The organism is Mesorhizobium sp. M0011 (assembly GCF_040324155.1).
Taxonomy (GTDB): Bacteria; Pseudomonadota; Alphaproteobacteria; order Rhizobiales; family Rhizobiaceae; genus Mesorhizobium.
Map to the genome: position 1 here is coordinate 1 of NZ_JAMYVQ010000049.1, position 23,945 is coordinate 23,945.

Sequence of the window (23,945 nt, forward strand, 5' to 3'; positions counted from 1 at the left end):
CGAAGCGACAGGGCGGCTTCGGCCAATCGCGAATGTCTGCGACGGGTCACCAAATGAATGGTGAAATCTTGCCTGCCGAGAGTCGGTAACCTTCCCCGTCTCGACGAACTACATGGCTCTATCGCACGTCCACCCAGCGCTTTTCCTCGAACGAACGCGCCATTGCGTGCACCGTGCGCTCGATCTCCAGCCCTTCGGCAAACTCGATGAGCCGCGCCGGCCTGCCTTCAAGCCGCGTCAGCAATTCGTGGCACTCGATGATCTTGAGATCGTTGAAGCCGAGGCCATGGCCTGGCGCCGGCACAAAGAGGTCATAGGGCTTGTGGTGCGGCGCCACCAGGATGGTGCGGTAGCCCTGCTCGGTCGGCCGGTCGGCGGTGAGGTAAAGCTGGAATTCGTTCGATCGTTCCTGGTCGAACAGGATCGACCCTTTCGAGCCGAAGATCTGGACGGCGATGCGGCCCTTGCGGCCCCAGGCCGAGCGGTTGACCAGCAGCGTGCCGGCAATGCCATTTTCCAGATGCATCAGCACGCTGGCGATGTCGTAGGTCTCCACCGCGCGACGGCCGCCGCTGGCCAGCTTGCGATCGGCATAGGGTTTGGCCATGTCGCAGATGACGCTGGCGACGCGGCCGAACAGGGCTGAGACCAGCGACAGCGGATGCACGGCGAAATCGTCGAGCGCGCCATAACCGGAGGCCGCCTCGTGCTTCCAGAAGAACAGCGCTTCCGGGTCGGCCATGAAGTCCTCGTCCATCTCGATGCGCAGATGGTTGACCTCGCCGATGATCTTCTCGTCGAGCAGCGCGCCGATGTGGCGGATGGCCGGGCTCTGGATGTAATTGTAGCCGAGGGCCGCGACCTTGCCGGACTTGCTCGCCGCCGCAGCCATCGCCTCGGCCTCGGCAAAGCTCGGCGCCATCGGCTTTTCGCACCACAGATGCTTGCCTGCTTCCAGGATGGCGATGGCCATTTCCGGATGGAACTGGTTGGGCGTGGTCAGCGAGACGATATCGACTTCGGGATCGTTGACGACAGCGCGCCAGTCCCCCGACGCCTTGGCGAAACCGAACTCGCCCGCCTTGCGCCGGGCAAGCTCTTCATTCACCTCGCCGAGATGGACGAGCCGTGGCTTGGCAACGTCGGGGAAGACGGCGCTGACGGCACTCCATGCGATGGCGTGACACTTGCCCATGAAACCCGTACCGATGAGACCGACGCCGACCATTTTCCGTTTCTCCACTGCTTGAAGCGTTGCGTGGATGAATTAATCCATTTTATCCTGGAATGGAATGTATGCCTCATTTTTTATGGTGTTCTTGCGCAGGCTCGCTATGATGATGCACAGAGGGACGCTTCACGCATGAGCTTGGACACAGCGACGATGGACGAACGGGTACCTCGCGATTTCGAGACGCTGCGCACCACCATCCTGGAGCGGCGCGAAAGCCTGCCGAAGCGCATCGCCCAGATCGCCGCCCATGCGCTCGACAATCCCGACGATATCGCTTTCGGCACCGCCGCCAGCATCGCCGCTTCGGCCGGCGTGCAGCCTTCGACCCTGATCCGATTTGCCCAGCAGCTTGGCTTCGATGGTTTCACCAGCCTGCAGCAGGTGTTTCGCGAGCGGCTGCGCGAGCGCAACTCCTCCTATGACGAAAGGCTGCAGGCGCTGCGCGCCAAGGCAGAGGGCGGCGCCGGCCATCGGTCGATCTTCGACGGCTTCGTCGCCGCCGCCAGCACCTCGCTCAACGACATTTCGCGCACGCTGGACGATGCGCATCTGGAAGACGCTATTTCCCTGCTGGCAAGGGCGGAAACCATCTATGTGCTGGCCAAGCGACGCTCCTACCCGGTGGCCTCCTACATCGCCTATGCGCTGGGCAAGCTGAAGATCCGCAACCAGTTGATCGAATCGGCGGCCGGGCTGAATGCCGAGATGATCGGCTTCGCGACGCCGGCGGATGCCGTCATCGCCATCTCCTTCTCGCCCTATGCGCCTGCCACCATCGAGGAGGCGCGCAGTATTTCGGAACAGGGCGTGCCGATCGTCGCCATCACCGACAGCTCGTTTTCCCCGCTCGCCCAGTTCGCCAAGGTCTGGTTCGAGGTTGCCGAGGCCGATTTCGCCGGCTTCCGCTCGCTGTCGGCGACAATGGCGCTGGCCATGGCGCTGACCGTCGGCGTCGGCGAGAAGCGACGCGACACGGGCCGCAAGCGCAAGGCCTGATCCACCGCCGAAAGGTACTTTTCCCCGAAGGAACGCTCATTCCATATTGACTATGGATTGGAATTATTATTTCATATTCCCGGCGCCACGCTGCCGCTCGCGCGTGTACCCCAACACAACAAGGCCGACGGGAGGTTCCAATGAGCGAAGCCGTGGACGCTGAATACGCGCCGCTCGACGTCATCACCATCGGTCGCGCTTCCGTAGACCTTTATGGGCAGCAGATCGGCTCGCGGCTGGAGGACATCACCTCCTTCGCCAAGTCGGTCGGCGGTTGCCCGGCCAATATCTCTGTCGGCACCGCCAGGCTCGGCCTGCGCTCGGCGCTGCTCACCCGCGTCGGCGACGAGCAGATGGGCCGCTTCATCCGCGAGCAGCTGACGCGTGAAGGCGTCAATGTCGACGGCCTGAAGACCGACAAGGAGCGGCTGACCGCTTTGGTGCTGCTGTCGGTCGAGGACGAAGGCGTTTCGCCGATGATCTTCTACCGCTCCGATTGCGCCGACATGGCGCTGGCGCCGGAAGACATCGACGAGGCCTTCATCGCCTCGGCGCGCTCGATCGTCGTCACCGGCACGCATTTTTCCAGGCCCAACAGCGATGCCGCGCAGCGCAAGGCGATCCGCATCATGAAGGCCAAGGGCGGCAAGGTGGTGTTCGACATCGACTACCGGCCGAACCTGTGGGGCCTTGCCGGCCATGCCGAAGGGTTCGAGCGCTATGTGAAATCGGACCGGGTCTCGGCACAGTTGAAGACGGTGCTGCCCGACTGCGACCTCATCGTCGGTACCGAGGAAGAGATCATGATCGCGTCGGGCGCCGACGATTGCCTGAGCGCCTTGAAGACGATCCGCTCGCTGTCGTCCGCCACTATCGTCCTGAAGCGCGGCGCCATGGGCTGCATCGTCTATGACGGACCGATCAGCGACGATCTCGAGGACGGTGTCGTCGGCAAGGGATTTCCGATCGAGATCTACAATGTGCTCGGCGCCGGCGACGCCTTCATGTCCGGTTTCCTGCGCGGCTGGCTGGGTGGCGAAGATCATGCGACAGCGGCGACCTGGGCCAACGCCTGCGGCGCCTTCGCCGTGTCGCGGCTGCTCTGCGCGCCGGAATATCCGACCTTCGAAGAACTGCGGTTCTTCCTCAAACACGGCAGCAAGCATCTGGCGTTGCGCAAGGACGAGGCGATCAACCACATCCATTGGGCGACGACGCGACGGCGTGACGTCGCCTCGCTGATGGCGCTCGCCTGCGACCATCGCATCCAGCTAGAGGATGTGGCGGCGAAGGCCGGTGCCGATCCGGCGCGGATCGAAGAATTCAAGGTGCTGGCGGTCAAGGCCGCGGCGAAGGTCGCCGCCGGCCGCGACGGCTACGGTATGCTAATCGACGAGAAACACGGCCGCAAGGCGATGTTCGAATTCGCTAGGCATTCCTTCGCCTGGCTCGGGCGGCCGGTGGAGTTGCCGGGTTCGCGGCCGCTGCGCTTCGAATTCTCGCAGGACATCGGCTCGCAGCTCACCGAGTGGCCGGTCGACCATTGCATCAAATGCCTGTGCTTCTATCACCCCGACGATCCGGCGGCGCTGAAGGACGAACAGCAGCAGAAACTGCGCGCCCTGTTCGAAGGCGCGCGGAAGGTCGGTAGGGAACTTCTCATCGAGATCATTGCCGGCAAACATGGCAAGCTCGACGACACGACGATCCCGCGCGCGTTGGAGGAACTCTATGCGCTCGGCATCAAGCCGGACTGGTGGAAGCTCGAGCCGCAGGCGTCGAGCGGCGCCTGGGCGAAGATCGAGGCCGTGATCCTGAAGCACGACCCCTGGTGCCGCGGCGTCGTACTGCTTGGCCTGGAAGCGCCGCAGGACGAGCTGGAAGCGGCCTTCGCCGCCACCGCCAAGGCACCCATCGTCAAGGGCTTTGCCGTCGGCCGCACCATCTTCGTCCATGCGGCCGAACAATGGCTGGCCGGCAAGATGTCGGATGACGAGGCGATCGCCGACATGGCGTCTCGCTTCGGACAGTTGACGGATGCGTGGCTTGCCGCGCGCGGCCGCAAGGCGGCATAAGAAGGCGCGAATAGGACTGCGGAGGAAAACACCATGAGCAAGACAATCCGCCTGACAATGGCGCAGGCGCTGACCCGCTTCCTGTCGCGCCAGATGACCGAGATCGACGGTAGCAAAGTCCCCATCTTCGGCGGCGTATGGGCGATCTTCGGCCACGGCAATGTCGCCGGCATCGGCGAGGCGCTCTATCAGCTGCGCGACGAATTGCCGACCTTCCGCGCCCACAATGAACAGGCGATGGCGCATGCGGCGATCGCCTATGGCAAGGCCAATTTCCGCCGCCGCTTCATGGCCGCGACCTCTTCGATCGGCCCCGGCGCGCTCAACATGGTGACGGCGGCGGCGCTCGCCCATGTAAACAGGTTGCCCGTCCTGTTTTTGCCGGGCGACGTCTTCGCGAACCGCATTCCCGACCCGGTGCTGCAGCAGGCCGAGGACTTTTCTGACGGCACGGCGACGGTCAATGACTGCTTCCGTCCGGTTTCGCGCTATTTCGACCGCATCACCCGGCCGGAGCAGATCATTCCTGCGCTCAGCCGCGCCATGCAAGTGCTGACCGATCCGGCCGAATGCGGCCCGGTGACGCTGTCTCTGTGCCAGGACGTGCAGGCCGAGGCCTATGATTATCCCGAGAGCTTCTTTGCCGAGCGGGTCTGGCACCAGCGTCGGCCGCGCCCGGATCGCCATGAGCTTGCCGCCGCGGTGGCGGCGCTAAAGGGCGCAAAAAAGCCGCTGGTGATCGCCGGCGGCGGTGTCCTCTATTCGCAGGCGTCGGACGAACTGGCGAAATTCGCCGAGAGCGCCGGCATCCCGGTCTGCGAGACGCAAGGCGGCAAATCCTCGCTGCCGGACGACCATCCGCTCAACATGGCGGCGGTCGGCGTCACCGGCACATCTGCGGCCAACCGGCTGGCTGAGGACGCCGATGTCGTGCTGGGCATCGGCACGCGCCTGCAGGATTTCACCACTGGTTCGTGGGCGCTGTTCAAGAATTCGGGCAAGACCATCATCGGGCTCAACGTGCAGCCCTTCGACGCCGGCAAGCACCGCGCCCTACCATTGGTGGCCGATGCGGCCGAGGGCCTGGCTGAACTCGGTGCTGCGCTGAACGGCTGGAAGGCACCTTCCACCTGGACCGACAATGCGGCCACCGGCAAGAAGGCCTGGCAGGCCGAGGCGGCCAAGGTGACGGCGTCGACCAATGCGGCCTACCCGTCCGACGCGCAGGTGATCGGCGCCGTGCAGCGCGCCATGGGCACCAATGTGACACTGCTGAATGCCTCCGGCGGGTTGCCGGGCGAACTGCACAAACTCTGGCAGGCGGGCGCGCCCGGATCGTATCATGGCGAATATGGCTTCTCGACCATGGGCTACGAGATTGCCGGCGGGCTCGGAGCCAAGATGGCGAAGCCCGGCGAGGAGATCGTCGTCATGATCGGCGACGGCTCCTACCTGATGATGAACTCCGAAATCGCCACCTCGGTGATGCTCGGCCTCAAGCTCACCATCGTGCTGCTCGACAACCGCGGCTATGGCTGCATCAACCGGCTGCAGATGGCGACCGGCGGCGCCAACTTCAACAACCTCCTCAAGGACTCGCGCCACGAGGTGCTGCCCGACATCGACTTTGCCGCGCATGCGGCGAGCATGGGGGCGATCGCCGAGAAGGTGCCGTCGATCGCCGGGCTGGAAAACGCGCTGGAGAAGGCAAAGAAGAACAACCGCACCACCGTGCTGGTCATCGACACCGACCCGCTGGTTTCCACCGATGTCGGGGGCCATTGGTGGGACGTGGCGGTGCCGGAAGTGTCTGTACGGCCGCAGGTCAACGCGGCGCGCAAGGCGTATGACGAGAAGCGGAAGATGCAGACCGTCGGCGATTGATATAGGCGCTGCCACCCCTACCCCGCTGCTTCGCAGCGACTTGCCGGGGCGAGCAACGGTCTCGCCCGTCCTTCGGACCCCCACAAGGGGGTGAATACGAACTGAACTGGAGTGACGACTTGAAAGCCAAACTGGGCATGTCCCCCATTGCGTGGTGGAACGACGATCTTGCGGAACTCAGCGATGACGTGTCGCTGGAAGAATGCCTGCGCCAGTCGCGCTCGGCCGGCTTCACCGGCATGGAGATGGGCCGGCGTTTTCCCAATGATCCCGAAATCATGCTGCCGATCCTGAAGGCAGCCGACGTGACGCTGTGCGGCGGCTGGTTCTCGGGCACGCTGGTCGATGGGGAGATGGCCGACAACAAGGATCGCATCCAGCCGGTGATCGACCTGTTCAAGGCGGTGAACGCGCCTTGCATCGTCTATGGCGAGGTCGGCCGCTCGATCCAGGGCGACCGCTCGAAGCCGCTCGCCACCAAACCTAAGCTGTCGGATGACGAGATGAAGGCCTACGCCAAGCGCCTGACCGAATTTGGCGAATGGTGCGCCGAACAGGGCATGCCGCTGTCCTATCATCACCACATGGCGGCGGTGGTCGAGACCGAGCCGGAACTCGATGCCTTCATGCGCTATTCCGGAGCCGGCATTCCGCTGCTGCTCGATGCCGGCCATCTGGCCTTCGCCGGCGGCGACGTGCTGCGTGCCATCGACAACCATCACACCCGCATCAGCCATGTGCATGTGAAGGACGTTCGCATGGAGGTGATCGACAGGCTCGACCGCTCGAAGCAATCCTTCCTCGACGCGGTGGCGCTCGGCGCCTTCACGGTGCCGGGCGACGGCTCGCTGGATTTCGGCGCCATCGTGCAGCGCTTCGCCGACCATGGCTATGAGGGCTGGTTCGTGGTCGAGGCGGAGCAGGACCCGAAGAAGAACCCGCCACTCAGGATGGCGCAGGTTGGCTACAAGGAATTGATGCGCGTCATGACCGCCGCCGGCTATACGGTCGAGACGCAAGGCTTTCCAAATGTCTAGTTTCTCAATGGCTGGTGCGACGGGTTCCCGGCGAGGCCGATTGCTGTAGATTGGCCCGATGAAAGATTCCGAACACCCCTTCTTCCGGCCTTTGTGGCGGCGTGTCGCCATCGTCGCGGTCTGCGTCATCTGGTCGATCATCGAGTTCGCCACCGGCACGCCGTTCTGGGGCATGATCGCGCTCGGCTTCGCCGGCTACGCCGTCTGGCAGTTTTTTTATCTCTATAAGCCGGCCGACGAGGCGAAGGCCGAGGCCGAACCGAAGGAGTGACTGATCGCATGCGTTGGCGATTGGCTTGCAGTGCTTCTAACTTCGTCATCCTAGGGCGGAGCAAGGAGCGCAGCGACGCGGCGCAGACCCTAGGATCCATGCCATGACTTTGAAGCTGGTGTGACGGTGCAGATTCCGCTCCGCTGTGCCCTTCGGCCGAGGCAACGGCATGGATCCTAGGGTCTCCGCGACGGAGCTTCGCTCCTGCTTCGCCCTAGGATGACGAAGTTGGAAGGGCGCCGGCCAATTTCCGAACGTTTGCGATGGTCCTTTCAAACAAACGACTTGGCTTTACAGGCCTGCAACCGTCAGGCCACTGGAATAGGAGACAAAAATGTCGAAGCTGCTCGTCAAAGCCGACAAAGGCCTTGGCCGCGTCGCCCATGTGACGCCGAAAAGCGCCGGCTGGACCTATGTCGGTTTCGATCTGCATCGGCTGAAGCCTGGCGAAAGCGCCTCGGGAAGGACCGAGGATCGTGAAGTCTGCCTGGTGTTCGTCACCGGCAAGGGCACGGCGTCCGCCGGCGGCAAGGATCTGGGCCTGCTTGGCGAGCGCATGTCGCCCTTCGAGGGCAAGCCGTGGTCGGTCTACATTCCGCAAGGCTCCGACTGGTCGATGACGGCGGATACCGAGCTGGAACTTGCCGTCTGCTCGGCGCCGGGCCTTGGCGGCGGCCTGCCGGTGCGGGTGATCGCACCGGACGATCTCGGCCAGGAGGTGCGCGGCAAGGGCACCAACACGCGCTACGTCACCAACATATTGCCGGAGGGCGAGCCGGCCGATTCGCTGCTGGTGGTCGAGGTCATCACGCCCGGCGGGCATACGTCGAGCTATCCGCCGCACAAGCACGACCAGGACAATCTGCCCGCCGAATCCTATCTCGAGGAAACCTACTATCACCGTCTCAACCCGCCGCAGGGTTTTGCCTTCCAGCGCGTCTATACCGATGCCGACAAGAACGGCCATCGCGCGCTCGATGAAGCAATGGCGATCGAGGATGGCGATGTCGTGCTGGTGCCCCGGGGCTATCACCCCTGCGCCGCCTGCCACGGCTACGACCTCTATTATCTTAACGTCATGGCCGGACCGAAGCGGACGTGGAAATTCCACAATGCGCCTGAGCATGAATGGCTGATGAAGGCCTGACCGGTCGCTGCGTGAGCACTCGCTCCCTGGTCCAGCACGAAAAAATCGTCGGCTAATGACCCCGCCGCAGCGTTTTGTTACCTGAAAGCCAGCAAGGCTTCGTCAATTCGTCATGGAAATCGCCTATGGCAGCGAAGCTGACAAGGACTTTCCATGCGTTATGCCCTCTATTTCACCCCCCGGCAGGACGAGCCGCTGGCGCGGATCGCCGCCGACTGGCTGGGCCGCGACCCGTTCGGCGCCGCGACGAGGCCGGTCGAAGCGGTGGCAGACCTGTCGGCGGCGGAAGTCGCTTTCCACACCGCTTCGGCGCGCCGCTATGGCTTTCACGCAACGCTGAAAGCCCCCTTCCGCCTGGCTACCAACGAGACCGAAACCTCGCTGCGCGCCGCACTCGACCATTTTGCCGAGGTGACGCCGGTGGTGACCATCCCGCGTCTCGTGGTCAGCCAGATCGACGGCTTCTTCGCACTGGTGCCGGAAGGGCCGCTGCCTGCGCTCAACCGGTTCGCCGATGACGTGGTGCGCGATTTCGACCGGTTTCGCGCACCGCTGAGCGAAGCGGAAATCGAGCGGCGCAGCCCGGATTCGCTGAAGCCGGCCGAGTTCCGCAACCTCTGCCAATGGGGTTACCCCTATGTCTTCGAAACCTTTCGCTTCCACATGACGCTTTCCGGCCGGGCAGGGTCACAGGAAAGCCCCCGTTTGCGCGCAGCGATCGACAGCCTGTTCGCGGACGTGCTGCAACAGAAGGTGCTGGTGGATGCGCTGACCTTGTTTGTCGAAACCGAACCGGGTGCACCGTTCATGGTGCTCTCGCATCACGCGCTCGGGCGCCGCCCGGCCAGAAAAACCGCCTGAAGGACTGCCTGAAATGACCGCCGAGACTGTTCTCCACAATGCCCGCATCGTGCTTGCCGACGAGATCCTCGAGGGTTCGCTGGTGCTGCGCGACGGCTTTATCGCCGGCATCGAATCCGGCATCAGCCGCATCGGCGAGGATATGGGCGGCGACTATATCATTCCCGGGCTGGTCGAATTGCACACCGACCATCTCGAAGGCCACTACGCGCCGCGGCCCAAGGTGCGCTGGAATCCGATCGCCGCCGTGCTCGCCCATGACGCGCAGGTAGCGACCGCCGGTATCACCACCGTGCTCGACGCCTTGCGCGTCGGCATGGACGAAGACGCCGACCTGACATCAGCCGACATCCGCAAGCTGGCCGACGCGATCGAGGACAGTGTGAAGCAGGACCGTCTGCGCGCCGACCATTTCATCCATCTGCGCTGCGAGGTTTCGGCACCGGACTGCCTCAGGGCTTTCGCCAATTTCGATGGCGACGAGCGGGTCAGACTGGCATCGCTGATGGACCATGCGCCAGGCCAGCGCCAGTTCGTCAATCTCGAGACCTATGCCTACTATTACCAGCGCAAGCTGAAGCTGACCGATCGCGATTTCAAGCTGTTCTGCGAAAAGCGGATGGCCGAATCGGCGCGCAATTCAGCGCCGAACCGGGCGGTGATATCAGCCGCCTGCCAGGAGCGCGGCATCGTGCTGGCCAGCCACGACGACGCCACATCAGGCCATGTCGACGAGGCGATCGAACAGGGCGTGCGCGTCGCCGAATTCCCGACCACGGAAGAGGCCGCCAAGGCCTCGAAAGAGGCCGGGATGGGCGTGCTGATGGGCGCGCCCAACGTCATGCGCGGCGCCTCGCATTCGGGCAATGTCTCGGCCCGTACGCTGGCCGGCGACGGCTTGCTCGACATCTTGTCGTCCGACTACATTCCCTTCAGCCTGATTCAGTCGGCGTTCTTCCTCGGCGATGTCGTCGAAGGCATTTCCCTGCCGCAGGCCGTCGCCATGGTCTCAAAGAACCCGGCCGATGCGATTGGCCTGACCGACCGCGGCGTCATCGAACAGGGCCGCCGCGCCGACCTGGTGCGCGTGCGCGTCGACGACCATGTCCCGGTGGTGCGCACCGTGTGGCGGCAGGGAAGCCGGGTCGCATGATGGTGTCGGCATCGATCGAGCGGGAATTGTCGGCCGAGACGTTTCCGATCCGCGATGGCGTTTTCGTCGCCGTCGTCGGCCCAAGCGGCGCCGGCAAGGACACAGTGATCGGCTACGCCCGCGCCCGCTTTGCCGATGAGACAAGGCTGGAGTTCGTCCGCCGCGTCATCACCAGGCCGAGCGATGTCGCCAGCGAGGACCACGACACGCTGGCCGACGCCGCCTTCGTCGAGGCCGAAGCCGATGGCGCCTTCGCCATCTCCTGGGAAGCGCACGGCTTGCGCTACGGCATCCCCGCCGATGTCGACTGGTCCGTCGCCAATGGCCGTGTCGCTGTCGCCAATGTGTCGCGCGCGATCATCCTCTCCTTGCGCGAACGCTATGCCAATCTGGCCATCGTCGAGATCACCGCCTCTCCCGACGTGCTGGCAGAGCGTCTGGCGATGCGCGGCCGCGAGTCACGCGGCGAGGTGCTGGCGCGACTGGCGCGCAGCGCCAATGTCACTCTGTCCGGGCCCGGCGTCACCTCGATCGACAACAGCGGCCCACGCGAAGCCGCCGGCAAGCGTTTTGCCGAGGTGCTGCGCAAGGCGATGGCCTTTTCCGACATATCGGGCCTGATCTAGGCTAGCCTTCAAGCGCAAAAGGCATGAACAAGACGGTGCCGGCAGCACTTTCGCCAGGGGCCAGCACGATCACGCCTTCCTCCGGATCGTCCCACCGGCCCCGGTTGAAAGCACCGGAGGCATTCGTTTGCGGCTCGACGCAGAAATACGGTTTTGTCGGATCGGCGTAGAGCATCAGATGCTTGAAGACCGGGTCGGCCTTGATGCGCAAACCCGCGCCGCGCGCCGGAAAGCGAAGCGTCGCCTCACCCGTCCAGCCGCCATAATCATTGTTGCGCCAGCCGGCGGGTAAAGGCCGGCTCTCGGCGAAGTCGAGTTCGGGCGCAAGCGCTATCGGATCGCCGGCGATGCCTTGCGGTTCCTCCAGATAGAACCGCGCGGCCTTGAATTGCAGCGTGACGTCCGGGTCGCGATCGAACCAGGGATGCAGGCCGAAACCAAACGGCATGGAAACCGGCCCCGTGTTGGTCAGTGTCATGGTCACGTCGAGGCCTTCTTCGGACAGCACGAAAGCCTGCGTCGCGTGATAGGAGTAGGGTTCGAGGCCGGCTGCGATATCCAGCGACAGCGTTGCCTGGGCGTCGCCCGCCTCAGTGACAGTCCAGGGGTGTTTCCAGCCGCTGCCATGCACGTTGGTGGCTTCGGGCGGATTGTTGGGCTGGACCCGCCAGCGCTTCGCTCGAAACTCGAAGGTGTTTCCGGCGATGCGGTTGGCGTAGGGTATCATCGGGAACATCGCAACGCCAAGCACGTTGCCGGCTTCGCGATCATGGTCCGAGAGCCTGCGCATGAGATCGATGCCGCGCCAGCGCAGCGTGCTGAGGCTGCCGCCGATTTGCGGCACCAGTTCGGCTTCGAGTGCGCCGGCCCTGAGCGTCAACGGTTCAGGAATTGCAGCCATCGCCCGCCATTCGCCGCGAGGCGCTATTCCGCGGCCGCGCCGGCGGCGCTTTTGCGGGTGGCGTCGACCATCAGCCGCCGTTCCCGGAACACGCCCCATTGCTGGTCGACCAGCACGCCGATGAGGATGACGCCGCCCATCACCGCGAAGTTGAGCGAGGACGGGATGCCGAGCAGGTTGACGAGGTTCTGCAGCTCCTGCAGCAGCACCGTGCCGAGGATGACGCCGATCAGCGAGCCTTCGCCGCCGCGCAGCGAGAAGCCGCCTAGCACGGCTGCGGCGATGGCGTAGAGTTCGTAGAACTGGCCGTGGCTGGCCGGTGAGATCGAGCGCGTGTACATGGCGAAATAGATCGCCGACAGCGCCGTCAGCACGCCGCAGATGACGTAGGCGGCGATGACGACGCGGCCGGTGCGGATGCCGGAATATTTCGCCGCCTCCTCGTTCTTGCCGATGGCGTAGAGATAGCGGCCGAACACCGAGCGGTGCAGCACCACCCACATGACGATCGAAATAACGATCAGCGCGATGAAACTGTTCGGCACGCCATAAGAGCGCCCGGCGGTGAGGAATTCGAGGTCGGGGAAATTCTGGCCGAACGCAAAACCCGCCGTGCCGTCGCCAGTGTAGAAGCGGGCGACGCCGCGGTAGATCAAAAGGCCGCACAGGGTGACGACGAAGGGCTGCAGCTTGAGCCTTGTGATCAGCCAGCCATGTGCCAGGCCGATGATGGCGCCAAGCACCAGGATGAGCACGAAGGCAACCGGCCATCCCATGCCACGCACGGCGATAAAGTCGATGAATAGCGTTCCGAGCAGCGCGACCACCGAGCCGACCGACAATTCGATGCCGCCGGTGATGATGACGAAGGCCTGGCCGATCGACAGGATGCCGAACAGGCCGATCAGGTTCGAGGTGTTGGCGAGGTTGATCGGAAGCAGGAAGCGCGGATTGATGATCGCAACGATCGCCCCGACCACCAGGATCAGGATCAGCAGGCCGAGATCTTTCTTGCTCATCGTCTTCTCCCCAATGCCCGCCTTAGAAGGTTCCGGACCGGAACCCTTGGCAACAAAAACTATTTCGGCTGCTTGCCCACCGCCAGCAGCAGGACGTTTTCCTGGCTGAACCGGTCCTTGTCGAGAATGCCGGAGATCTGGCCCTCATGCATGACGGCGATGCGGTCGGACACGCCGATCACCTCTTCCATGTCCGACGAGATCATCAGCACGGCGACGCCGGCGTCGGCCAATGCGCGCATCAGCCCGTAGATTTCCGCCTTGGCGCCGATGTCGATGCCGCGCGTCGGCTCGTCGAGGATCATCACCTTGGGGTTCATGGCCAGCCATTTGCCGAGGACGACCTTCTGCTGGTTGCCGCCCGACAGCGTGCCGGTGCGCGTCTGCACCGAAGGCGCCTTGATGCCGAGATCTTTCTTTTGCTTCTCGGCGGTGGCGGTCTCGGCGCTTGAGGACACCAGGGAGCGGCGCGCATGCGCAGGCAGATTGGGCAGGGAGATGTTCTGCGCGATCGACAGGTCGAGCAGGATGCCGGTGAGCTTGCGGTCTTCCGGCACCAGGAAGATGCCATGCGCGACGGCGTCGGCCGCCGAGCCCAGTGCAAGCGGCTTGCCGTCGAGTTCCAGCGCGCCGCCGAGCTTCGAGTCGATGCCGAAGAACACCCGCGCCAGTTCGGTGCGGCCGGAGCCGACAAGGCCGGCGAGGCCAAGGATTTCGCCGCGCCTGACATCGAGATCGACCGGCCGGCCGGGATAGGCAGGCGTACGGATGGCCTTGGCCGAAAGTGCTACGGCGCCGGGCGCACGCGCCGCTTCCGAGGCCTTTTCGCGCTCCTTCAGCATGCGGCCGATCATCAGCTTGACCATCTGGTCGTGGCCGATGTCATGCTTGCCCAGCGTACCGGCCAGCATGCCATCGCGCAGCACGACGACGCGGTCGGCGACGCGCTCGACCTCGTGCAGGCGGTGCGAAATGAAGATGACGCTGATGCCGTCGGCCTTCAGCGCCTTGATGACGTCGAGCAATTTGTCGGTTTCGGCGAGCGGCAGGCTCGATGTCGGCTCGTCGAGGATGACCAGCCGCGCCTCGATCGACAGCGCCTTGGCGATCTCGACCATCTGCTGCTGCGCCAGCGACAGGGTCGCGACCGGCGTGTCGGCGGAAAAATTGGCGCCGACGCGTTTCAAAAGCGGCGCCACCATGGTGCGCAGCTTGGCGCGGTCGACGAGCTTGAGCGGCCCGGCGCGCAACGGCTCGCGGCCGAAGAAGATGTTGGCGGCGACGTCGAGATTTTCGAACAGGTTGAGTTCCTGGTGGACGAAGGCGATGCCCGATCCCAGGCTGGCTTCGACGGAGAGCCTGTCATGCGCGGTGCCGTCGACGGTGATGGTGCCGCTGTCGGGCGTGGTGACGCCGCCGAGGATCTTCATCAAGGTCGATTTGCCGGCGCCGTTTTCACCGACGAGGCCGATGACCTCGCCCGGCCTGACCTCCATGGAGAAGCCATCGAGCGCGACGACGCCCGGATAGGTCTTGCGCACGTTCTCGAGGCTGAGGAACGGGGCGGTCACGGATGCAGCAATGGATGTGTCGGAATAATTCATCATGCCTGACAGCGATTGGCGGAACGGCCTCCTCGCAGACTGACGGGCCTTGGGAGGCCCGTCAATAAAAAGCGAGGCGTCGCGCCGCCCCTCACCCTCTTCGGGGTGCCGGTCCACCCTCCGCAGCTGCAGCGCAGCTGCTGCGGAGGACGGGCAGGCGGATGAGGGGCAGCGCCAACGACGATCAGTTTCCGGCCATCGCCTTCAGATTGGCGGCGTAGGCGTCGACGTCATCCTTGCCGATGATCTTGGTCGGGATGATGATGAGGTTGCCTTCCGGGATGCCCGACTTGTCGCCCTTGAGATAGGCAGCCATCAGCTTCATGCCCTGATAGGCCCATTCGAAGGGCTGCTGCACGACGGTTGCGGCAACGGTGCCTTCCTTGACGCCGCCCAGCGTGATCGGATCGTCATCGAAGCCGACGACGGTGATCGAGCCGAGCTTGCCGGCGTCGCGCAGCGCTTCATAGATGCGCGGCGTGTTGTAGGAGTAGAAGCCGACCATGCAGGTGACGTCGGGGCTGGCGACCAGCGCGTCCTCGACGTTCTTCTTGGCGCGCGCCTGGTCGATGTCGTCGCCGCGCACGTCGATCAGCTCGATCTTGGTGCCGGCGAGGCCGTCCTTCATGCCCTGGATGCGCTCCTTGGCATTGTCGGCGCCGAGCAGGCCGACGAAGCCGAGGCATTTTCCGCCATCGGGCATCGCCTTCTTGGCGATTTCGGCCGCCTGCTTGCCGGCATCGACGTTGGACGAGCCGATATAGGCGACGCGCTTGGTCTGCGGGGCGTCCGAGTCGGTGGTGAACAGCGCGGTTTCCGAAGCGATCTTGTTCAACCCATCGGTCGAGGTCTTGGGATCGACGGCCGAGACCATGATGCCCTTGACGCCGGCGGTGACCAGATCGTCCATCAGCCGCTGCTGGATGGCGACCGAGGACTGTTCGGGGTATTTGAGATCGAGCGTATAGTCGGGCAGTTCGCCCTGCGCCTTCTTGACGCCGGCTTCGGCGGCCTTCCAGAAATCGGAAGCGCCGTTGACGACGAAGGCCAGCGTGGGCTTGTCTTGGGCGCGCGCGATTGCCGTGGCCGACAGGCCAAGCAGCAGCGCGGTCGCGGCTACGGATGCATTTCGTATCAAGGATTTCATGTTCAACCTCCCGTTTGGCTCAGTCGTTGGACCGGCCGATCTTGCACTGACCTGATTTGCCGTTTGCAGCGTGGACGCCCTCCTCCTCAAAGGGTTCCCGGCACCGAAAGAATGGCGTCGTTCCAGCCACGACAGCGACCTTAGAGACTCATCCTTCGTTCGTAAATAGTCCGATTTGTCTGACATATCACATATCCGAGACAAGGCTGGCGGAGGTAGTATCCGCAAGCCACCGGGCCATTTTTCGTACTCTCCCGCCGCCCCGGACGTGACCGGCCGGACGCGACAGATTGACGGTACAGCGCATTCTTGTATTAGTAAACAGTATTAGTTCCGAGCCAATGCCAGCGATTTCCAGGCGTATCCGCCGCCGAGCCGGCGCAACCGCTGAACCGCCGCCCAAGCCTTTCGCCCTTTGAGTTTTGGCTTGTATGGAGATGCATGGCGGATGGACCTCCGGCGTACTAATAGTTATAAACGGCCTTGACGTTATCCCTATAAATCGACGGCGTCACGCCATCTTGCCGGCCTGACCGGCCAGCCAGACTGGGATTTGCCATGAGCGAGACGACGGATCGGGCCAGCGACACGGCGAGGCGGCGCAAAGCGCCGGCCAAGGGCGCCAAGGGCCGCGTCACCATGATCGATATCGCCAGGGCCGCCGGCTGCTCGCAGGCGACCGTTTCCTTCGTGCTCAACAATTCGCCGGGGGTCAAGCTGTCGCAGCAGACCCGCGAACGGGTGATCGAAGCCGCGCGGACGCTTGGCTACACCGCGCCCGCCTTCGAGGCGCTTCACCCGACGTTGCCTGCCTTCGGGGGGCCCGCCTTCGAAGGACTTGACGGGGTGATCGGCTTTGCCGTCGACCAGCTCGCCACCAGTCCGGAAGCCGTGGTCGCTATCGAGGGCGCGCGCCAGGCCTCTTGGAACGCCGGCAACGTGCTCTTGGTGGCGCAGACGCTGGGCGATGCCGTCATGGAGCCGCGCGCCATCGCCGCACTCACCAAGCGGGGCATTTCGGCGCTGATCTACATGACCATCTTCACCCGCGAGATCACGGCGCCCGACTATCTCTACGGCCTCGACATCCCGGTGATCCTGCTCAACTGCTACACGGCAGACTATGCCTTCCCTGCCGTGGTGCCGAGCGAGATCGCCGGCGGCCAGAGCTCGACCCGCCATCTGATCAGCCACGGCCACCGCCGCATCGCCACCATCACCGGCGAGCCGTGGATGCAGGCCGCACAGGACCGGCTGAAAGGCTACCGCCGCGCGCTCGCCACCGCCGACATCCCGTTCGATCCCGACCTGGTGGTCGAGGGCGACTGGTCGGCCAGCGCCGGCTACGCCGCGACCGTCAAGCTGCTGGCGCTCAGGGATAGGCCCACCGCCATCTTCTGCCAGAACGACCGCACCGCGATCGGCTGCTACGAAGCGCTGAAGGAAGGCGGCCTGCACATTCCTGCGGATATTTCCGTCGTCGGCTACGACGACGAGGAAATCGCTAGGCATTTGTTCCCGCCGCTGACCACCTCGATCCTGCCGCACATGGCGATGGGCCAATGGGCGATCGAACAGCTGGAAGCGCCGGCGGCGCCTGGACGGGGGCGCTATCCGATTACGAAGCTGGAGTGCCCGCTGGTGGAGCGGGAGAGTGTGCGGGGGGTGAGGGCCGGCTGACGTCGGCTCGGCAGCCTGGGTCACCGCAAACGCCGAGCTGGACGCTGCGAATTCCGCAGCTGGATAAAAAGGCGGGTGGTGGAATATTCAATTCCGGTGGCTGCTCCAGATGTTAGTATATCAATCGTTTTCGCAAGGGTCCTGAAATGTCGCTAACCGGACCGCGATCGACCTGACTTACCTTCGACTGGGTTTTAGCATCATTAACACCGGAAGTGTGATGCTCCTGTGCAGCCATGTGTATCCAAAATTCTCGGGCCAGAGTCCGCCAACTCTAAGCTTTAAGGTACGCGGCGCATCGAAGATCCTCGGTCACTTCTGCCGGTCTTGCGACATTCTCTCTGCACGGGCTTAGATTTACTTTAGCGCCCACCTGCATGCTCCATACCCACTTGCAGGCCCCGCTATCCTCAAGAATGCGGATACCAATGTTAGTACCCGAATCGAGTAAGGCGCATCTGGAAATTCTCTGGATCTCACTTTTGTTCAATGAATTTTTTGAATTCTGCAATATGAAAAGAATAAGCTGAGTGGTGATTGGGGTGTTAGCATGGCGGGATTGACGGCAATCAAGAGAGTCGAACAGAAGGCCGGGGGGCGGCCGGACAGCAAGGCTGTCTTGGCGGGGAGTCATTCAAAAGAACTTTTTTTCGCTGTCGTCGGCCCGGTAGGCGCGGGCGCCTCCCAAGCCATCAAGGCATTGGAACGCGTCTGCAAATCAGGCGGCTATGAAGTCGAGCCGATCAAAGCAAGCGACCTCATCCGTAACTGGGCGAGTGAGAACAGACGCACCGTTCCAGGTCCAGGTTCGAAAACTCTGGGCATGGTCACCGAGTTACAAAACCTCGGTGACTCGATGCGCGAGCACGACATGGCCGAAGTTGCGAAGGCGGCCATGCGCGAGATTGCACAGCGACGCGCAAGTCGAACTGGTCAGACGTACATCAAGGGTGAGAAGGTCATCCCCGACGACGCCAAACGTGTCTACCTCATCGATTCTATAAGGCACCCAGCCGAGATCTATCTTTTGCGCCGAACCTACGGCAATGCATTTGGACTAATAGGCGTAGTGTGTGAGGAGGGGGTGCGTCGTGCGCGTATCCTTGAGAAGTATTTTCGCGGACCGGAGAAGACGTTGCTGGAAACACAGGAGGCCGTCGACCGATTTATGGATCGAGACTCCGACGACTCCAGCCGTAAGCACGGCCAGCATGTGACCGAGGCCTTCTACGAAGCGGACTTCTTCATAGACAATACTCGTGATGACCCAAATGACACCAAGCACCTGCTAGACACCGATTTGGGCAGGTTTGTGAGCATCATCGCGCACGACCGCGTTGAGCGCCCCACCATCGAAGAGACCGCGATGCACCATGCCCATTCTGCTCGCGTTCGGAGCGCCTGTCTGTCCCGGCAGGTGGGAGCGGCGTTGGTCGACGCAGACGGAACCGTGGTCGCGACGGGAACGAACGAAGTGCCTGCGGCGGGAGGCGGCGTTTATGGCGAACGCTTCGCAACCTCTAGCGGCGGAGTTGACGATCATCGGTGTGCTTTCCGACCCGAACGCTATTGCAGCAGCAACCGTGAGCAAAACGACATCATCGACAACTTGATCGAGGTTCTTCCGGAATTAAAGCAGGTCTCGGACAAGATCGATCTAGCTGGACGAATCCGAAAGACGCGGCTGGGCGGTCTTATCGAGTTCAGTCGTGCCGTCCATGCCGAAATGGACGCGCTGCTATCGGCCGGACGCGAAGGTGTTTCCACGGTTGGAACCCGACTCTTCGTCACTACCTACCCATGCCACTATTGCGCTAGACACATCGTCAGCGCAGGCGTCTACGAAGTGCAGTTCATCGAACCGTACCCGAAGAGCCTGGCCAGAAAGCTGCACAGCGATTCCATCGAAGTGACACCGTCTGAGTGGACGCCGCCGGTCGCCAAGAGTATCAGTGTCGGGTTGTCGCATATGCGCACCTCATTTGACGCCGATAAGGGCGACGTTAAGCACAACGAGCCTAAGGTGCTTTTCAGGCCGTTCGTGGGGGTCGCACCACGGATGTATGTCCGTGCATTTGAGAAAACGTGGCAACTCAAGAATAAAACGAGTGGAGAATTCGAGATGCGGGCACCGGACTGGGGTAGCGAATGGGCCACGTTAACGGTAGGCTATCCCGAACTCGAAGCAGCCTTGGCCAAATAGCGTGACGAAACCGCAACTCACACTGGTCGAGAATACCGGAGCCACACGTGGCCGCTCCGACGGTCGTGTAACTGCGCAGAGGCACGGGGCCGCCGGCCATCATATAGTCGAGCGCTTGCCGCGTATTGATCAGCTTGATCTTTTTGATGTGCCCGCGCTGCCTGACCTGCGCGTTTTCATCGTTGCGATGGACACCGTGCATGGCCGGACACTGCAAAAGGCCGTTTTGTCCAACAAGCCCAGATCAGTAATAGATCTGAGATACGCTGCCCGTTTCGACCAATACGGATCCGACAGGGATACCTTATTCGAGTATTTCAAGGCGGTCGGCTCTTACTATGCTTTGGACTCAATGCCTTGGCACGACCTTTCTGTTGGTGATTTCATGACCGAAGGCGTGCAGGTGCCAAGGGTGTATCATGAACTAGTCAATCTTGGCAAAGGGGCGGTCATGCTCTTCGTTCCAAAGCCACAGCATGCCAGTATGCTGACCGCGTACCTCAACAGGATGCTTTCGACCAAGGCCAAAATAAGCTGGCGCATCGAGCTAATCGGCTAATTTGGAGAGCCTGTCATTGTCTAAAGGTACCATTGGCTTCCGAGCAGTATTGCGCCAGCTTTTCTTCCCGCTTTCAGGCGGGACGGCATCGCGTAGCGGAATAATAATAAAGGAAGCTGAATACGGAAACGACATCTACAAAGGCTTATCCGTACACAGTGGTACTACATTGTCAGGCAGGGTCGGGAAGCGCTCGCCAGTGAGGCGAGTGAACAGCGCCGGGGTCATACCAAGATTGACAAGCAGGCGATGTAGAACAATCCCCTCGCGGTTGGAAAGCCAACCGATGGCAGCCCGTAGCAGTTCCGGCTCCTCGATCGCGACAAGTTCGTCGTAGCGCTCCGCCTTAGCTTGTCCGGTCTTTACCAACTGAATGTTGGCTGTGCGATATTGCGCGGCGTCGATCAACCCCAGATCGAACGCGCGGCGAGCAATCGCGCGCACCGAAACTTTCCAACGAAGCTTCATGGCAAACAGGGCATTCCAATCCAGCGTACGCCGGCTTCGTGGAAACTCGCGTGCGAAAGCAGTGCGCGGAATCAGAAAAGCGCCGGCAAACCGGTGAGCTTCCCCTTCGGTCACGCTATCGCCGGTCACGATGCCTTGGTGCATGATGAGGTGAGCTGCCTCATGCGCGAGGTCGAAGCGCAAACGGGCGCCCGCAACTTTCGCAGTTGATCGAACGATGATTGGTCGGCGCCGAGCCATCGACAGGGCATCGATGCGGTCAGTAAGATCGTCGAAGTTGACTACCACTGCACCCGCATTCTCGACAACACGCATCATACTGGTAATCGGGCCCTCAAGGCCTAGGCCCCAGTGCTGTCGGGCATTCTCGGCGATGCGTTCGATCGCGTCAGACGAGACGGGGCGCGCGTCCTCTGGAAAGTCTACGATAGGCATGCGTACATGGCTCTCGAGCGCGTCCACTAGCGCCTCCAGAGCCGTCCCCCGCGCCACCGCTTGCGAGACCAACCCTCTTGGGGCGCTCGCCAACCGACGGAAATGGCAGTCTTCTTCACGGACGGGGTTTATCGCCGGCGTCGCGAAGAACGCAGGCGTTACCGCAAGCGCGGCTGCCACAGCCTCACGCATCTCGTCGGTCGGTTCCTTGGCGCCTGTTTCCAACTGATGAACAAACTGCCGGCTAGTCGCAACGAGCCCGCCTAACTCATCGAGCGACAAACCTGAAAGCAGTCGCGCTAGGCGCAGCTTGTCGCCATGAAAGAAACGCGACCGATCCGCCAGGTCGTGGCCTGGCGCGTTTCCCCTGACTACCACGTTCAGACCCCGTCGGAAGCAGTGTCGATCTCGCCGATGCGCTCATGCTCGTCGCCCCGAAGATCGCCGACAGACGGCGGTGGAAGTTCCCGCCCATCAGGCCGTGCGTCGTCGATCAGCACGATCAACGGCTCCGCCTCAGCGAGCGGCAGCGGCCACATGACTTCGGGCTGGTCGTTCCGCAGCGCGACGAAGCTGGCACCCAGCAGCGCGCCGTCTACGTCGGCCGTCACTCCGATACGGAACAGCATACCGGCTGTCGGGACGCCCGGCTCCAGATCGAGCAACAGTTGTTCTAACGGAGTCGCGATCGAAATCTTTGCGGTCGGCTCGGCTGGATCTCCGCGCCAGAAGCGCATCGGAATGCCGCCGATACTAAACTGGAAATGCTTGCCGGGATCAATCATACCCAGCCACTCAAAACCTGGTGTTCCCGCAGCTCGCGCGATCTGGAAGCAGCCGTAATTGTAGGCGCAGACTCCCAAGGTCCAGTTATCATCGCCGATTGTGGGATCGAAGCGATCGACCGCACTGCCACGGCCGAGCGCAAGCAGTTGCGCGACCTTGACCAGCCGATCTTCAGTCAGTTCCGGGTGATAGTCCCAAGGCCGCATCATCATCCCCTCGCTCGAATCGGGCGTTTATAAGACTCTGTCAACCATATGGTTATTTGTCAACCTGAGTGAGATACGTCGTGCCTTTAATCAGCAAAGCGGAAATACGAGAACCCAAACCAGTCTGACGAACGGCGGATTTCGGGTGTGGCAATCAGAATGCGGAACGATGCAAACAAGGCGCAAACTCACCACCGCCGAACGCAGTGCTCAGGTTGGCAGTTAATGGCGCACCCGACAGGATTCGAACCTGTGACCTCTGCCTTCGGAGGGCAGCGCTCTATCCAGCTGAGCTACGGGTGCTTTCCGGAATCCGGAAAACGAACCAGCCGGTGAACCGGCAAGTCACGGCTTCTTAGCGGAAGCGGGCGCGGGCTTCAACGGGCAATTGGAGATTGGCCGCGCGTCGCGTGGTGGGGGTGGGTTGGTCCTCTCACGGGTGCCCGCTTGTTGGATATGGCGCTCCCCCTCTCCGTCTCGGCTTCGCCGAGCCACCTTGTATCTACACGAGAGAGATTTCGTGGGATTAGAGCGATTGAGCCAAGGTCCGGGCGGCCGCCCGGACCTTGGCTTGGCGAAGTCGCCCGTACCACCTGAGGTTACAACCGCGGGAGAGCTTGGGATCTTCGCCTTCGTCACGCACGACCGAACAGTCGCTTGGTTCCAACCGTACGCACAAGGCAGGTTACCGTGAACAGGATTATTTGTGGAGTTGATGTTTCGAAAGATTGGTTGGACGCGCATGTCCGGCCTGGCGGAGCGGCAGCGCGCTTCGCCAACGATGCGGCGGGGATTGCAGCTCTTTGGCTGTTCTGCCGCAGCCATGGCGCAGCCCTTGCGGTGATGGAGGCATCGGGCCGCTATGAACGGCTGGGGTTCATGCTCTTGTGGGCGCACGGCATGCCGTGCGGCGTGGTCAATGCCAAGAGCGTGCGCCGTTTCGCCGAGGCGATGGGCTATCTGGAGAAGACCGACAGGATCGACGCCGCTGTCATCGCCCATTACGGCGCAGTCAAGAACACGGTGCCGACGCCACCGCCAAGCGCTGCCCAACAGCGGCTTACCGCGTTGGTTGGCCGGCTTTGCCAGATTGTCGGCGATGCGACCATCAACAAGCAGCGTAGAAGTGCCGCATGCGACGCCGAGGTATGCGCCAGCATCGAGGCGACGCTGGCCTTCCTCAAGCGCGAGCAACGGCGCCTGGAAGGCGAGATTGCCTCGATGATCGATGACGATCCGCTGTGGGCCAGGCTGGAGCGAGCCTTTCGTTCGCTCAAGGGCGTAGCCGGACGCACTGTCGCCCGTCTGATGGCCGAACTGCCCGAGATCGGCCTCATCTCCAACAAGGCCATCGCCAAGCTGGCAGGCCTGGCTCCTTTCGCCAACGATAGCGGCAAGCGCACCGGCAACAGGCATGTGCGAGGCGGACGCGCCGGGCCGCGTGGCATCCTCTTCATCGTCGCAGCTATCGTGGCCAAATTCGATCCTCATCTCAAAGCTTTCGCTCAACGGTTGCAACAGGCGGGAAAGCCAAAAATGCTCATCCGCATCGCACTCGCCAGAAAACTCCTGGTCATCCTCAATGCAAAAGCACGCGATGCGCGCAACGAGTTCGTAATTGCAACTTGACACCCCAGATAGTCGCTCTCCCCC

General features: G+C 62.6%; 20 protein-coding genes and 1 tRNA gene. 13 read left to right on the top strand and 8 right to left on the bottom strand.

Going from position 1 to position 23,945, the window contains the following annotated elements:
* Positions 1–118 precede the first annotated feature (118 nt).
* Complete coding sequence (locus NKK51_RS30710; RefSeq protein ID WP_352555986.1) at positions 119–1,228, bottom strand: Gfo/Idh/MocA family protein; 1,110 nt, start codon at positions 1,226–1,228, stop codon at positions 119–121.
* 156 nt (positions 1,229–1,384) lie between these two features.
* Between NKK51_RS30710 and NKK51_RS30715 the strand changes: the two genes are divergently transcribed.
* The 9 genes from NKK51_RS30715 (at position 1,385) to phnN (ending at position 11,284) form a co-directional block, all read left to right on the top strand.
* Positions 1,385–2,230 carry a MurR/RpiR family transcriptional regulator gene (locus tag NKK51_RS30715; protein WP_352556009.1) on the top strand — a complete coding sequence of 282 codons (846 nt, stop codon included), beginning with the start codon at positions 1,385–1,387 and terminating at the stop codon, positions 2,228–2,230.
* Between the two features lie 140 nt (positions 2,231–2,370).
* The gene (locus NKK51_RS30720; RefSeq protein WP_352555988.1) at positions 2,371–4,305 is read left to right on the top strand and encodes a bifunctional 5-dehydro-2-deoxygluconokinase/5-dehydro-2-deoxyphosphogluconate aldolase; all 1,935 of its coding nucleotides are present in this window, start codon (positions 2,371–2,373) and stop codon (positions 4,303–4,305) included.
* Positions 4,306–4,338: 33 nt separating this feature from the next.
* Positions 4,339–6,189: a 3D-(3,5/4)-trihydroxycyclohexane-1,2-dione acylhydrolase (decyclizing) gene (iolD, locus tag NKK51_RS30725; RefSeq protein WP_352555990.1), complete on the top strand. Its 1,851-nt coding sequence runs from the start codon at positions 4,339–4,341 to the stop codon at positions 6,187–6,189.
* 119 nt (positions 6,190–6,308) lie between these two features.
* Positions 6,309–7,226: a myo-inosose-2 dehydratase gene (gene iolE / locus NKK51_RS30730; protein ID WP_352555991.1), complete on the top strand. Its 918-nt coding sequence runs from the start codon at positions 6,309–6,311 to the stop codon at positions 7,224–7,226.
* Between the two features lie 58 nt (positions 7,227–7,284).
* On the top strand, positions 7,285–7,497 hold the full coding sequence (locus NKK51_RS30735; RefSeq protein WP_023810667.1) for a DUF3329 domain-containing protein: 213 nt from the start codon (positions 7,285–7,287) through the stop codon (positions 7,495–7,497).
* Positions 7,498–7,831: 334 nt separating this feature from the next.
* Complete coding sequence (iolB, locus tag NKK51_RS30740) at positions 7,832–8,644, top strand: 5-deoxy-glucuronate isomerase (RefSeq protein ID WP_352555992.1); 813 nt, start codon at positions 7,832–7,834, stop codon at positions 8,642–8,644.
* Between the two features lie 153 nt (positions 8,645–8,797).
* Positions 8,798–9,505: a DUF1045 domain-containing protein gene (locus NKK51_RS30745; RefSeq protein ID WP_352555994.1), complete on the top strand. Its 708-nt coding sequence runs from the start codon at positions 8,798–8,800 to the stop codon at positions 9,503–9,505.
* Between the two features lie 13 nt (positions 9,506–9,518).
* Positions 9,519–10,658 carry an alpha-D-ribose 1-methylphosphonate 5-triphosphate diphosphatase gene (locus NKK51_RS30750; protein ID WP_352555995.1) on the top strand — a complete coding sequence of 380 codons (1,140 nt, stop codon included), beginning with the start codon at positions 9,519–9,521 and terminating at the stop codon, positions 10,656–10,658.
* Positions 10,655–11,284, top strand: a complete 630-nt coding sequence (gene phnN, locus NKK51_RS30755) for a phosphonate metabolism protein/1,5-bisphosphokinase (PRPP-forming) PhnN (protein ID WP_352555997.1) — start codon at positions 10,655–10,657, stop codon at positions 11,282–11,284. The genes NKK51_RS30750 and phnN overlap by 4 nt, the downstream gene beginning before the upstream one ends.
* 1 nt (position 11,285) lies before the next feature.
* Here the strand turns inward: phnN and NKK51_RS30760 are convergent, their stop codons facing one another.
* The 4 genes from NKK51_RS30760 to NKK51_RS30775 all read right to left on the bottom strand — a co-directional run bounded on the left by NKK51_RS30760 (position 11,286) and on the right by NKK51_RS30775 (position 15,955).
* A complete protein-coding gene (locus tag NKK51_RS30760) occupies positions 11,286–12,185 on the bottom strand; it encodes an aldose 1-epimerase (protein ID WP_352555999.1) in 900 nt (299 codons plus the stop codon).
* A 23-nt stretch (positions 12,186–12,208) separates the two neighbouring features.
* Positions 12,209–13,204, bottom strand: coding sequence for an ABC transporter permease (locus tag NKK51_RS30765; protein WP_352556001.1), 996 nt, complete (start codon positions 13,202–13,204; stop codon positions 12,209–12,211).
* A gap of 59 nt (positions 13,205–13,263) precedes the next feature.
* A complete protein-coding gene (locus tag NKK51_RS30770) occupies positions 13,264–14,808 on the bottom strand; it encodes a sugar ABC transporter ATP-binding protein (protein WP_352556011.1) in 1,545 nt (514 codons plus the stop codon).
* A gap of 184 nt (positions 14,809–14,992) precedes the next feature.
* Positions 14,993–15,955 (bottom strand): sugar-binding protein, encoded by a 963-nt coding sequence (locus tag NKK51_RS30775; protein WP_352556002.1) that lies wholly within the window; start codon positions 15,953–15,955, stop codon positions 14,993–14,995.
* A 558-nt stretch (positions 15,956–16,513) separates the two neighbouring features.
* On the opposite strand from NKK51_RS30775, the gene NKK51_RS30780 reads away from it, so the two are divergent.
* From NKK51_RS30780 to NKK51_RS30790, 3 genes are all read left to right on the top strand, one after another.
* The gene (locus tag NKK51_RS30780) at positions 16,514–17,635 is read left to right on the top strand and encodes a LacI family DNA-binding transcriptional regulator (protein ID WP_352556003.1); all 1,122 of its coding nucleotides are present in this window, start codon (positions 16,514–16,516) and stop codon (positions 17,633–17,635) included.
* A 550-nt stretch (positions 17,636–18,185) separates the two neighbouring features.
* Positions 18,186–19,838, top strand: a complete 1,653-nt coding sequence (locus NKK51_RS30785) for an anti-phage dCTP deaminase (protein ID WP_352556004.1) — start codon at positions 18,186–18,188, stop codon at positions 19,836–19,838.
* Between the two features lies 1 nt (position 19,839).
* Positions 19,840–20,397, top strand: a complete 558-nt coding sequence (locus tag NKK51_RS30790; protein ID WP_352556005.1) for a hypothetical protein — start codon at positions 19,840–19,842, stop codon at positions 20,395–20,397.
* A 135-nt stretch (positions 20,398–20,532) separates the two neighbouring features.
* Here the strand turns inward: NKK51_RS30790 and NKK51_RS30795 are convergent, their stop codons facing one another.
* The 3 genes from NKK51_RS30795 to NKK51_RS30805 form a co-directional block, all read right to left on the bottom strand.
* Complete coding sequence (locus tag NKK51_RS30795) at positions 20,533–21,678, bottom strand: ImmA/IrrE family metallo-endopeptidase (RefSeq protein ID WP_352556006.1); 1,146 nt, start codon at positions 21,676–21,678, stop codon at positions 20,533–20,535.
* 2 nt (positions 21,679–21,680) lie between these two features.
* Positions 21,681–22,298: a hypothetical protein gene (locus tag NKK51_RS30800; protein WP_352556007.1), complete on the bottom strand. Its 618-nt coding sequence runs from the start codon at positions 22,296–22,298 to the stop codon at positions 21,681–21,683.
* Between the two features lie 220 nt (positions 22,299–22,518).
* A tRNA-Arg gene (locus NKK51_RS30805) sits at positions 22,519–22,595 on the bottom strand.
* A gap of 387 nt (positions 22,596–22,982) precedes the next feature.
* Between NKK51_RS30805 and NKK51_RS30810 the strand changes: the two genes are divergently transcribed.
* Positions 22,983–23,921 (top strand): IS110 family RNA-guided transposase, encoded by a 939-nt coding sequence (locus tag NKK51_RS30810; protein WP_352556008.1) that lies wholly within the window; start codon positions 22,983–22,985, stop codon positions 23,919–23,921.
* Positions 23,922–23,945: the final 24 nt, after the last annotated feature.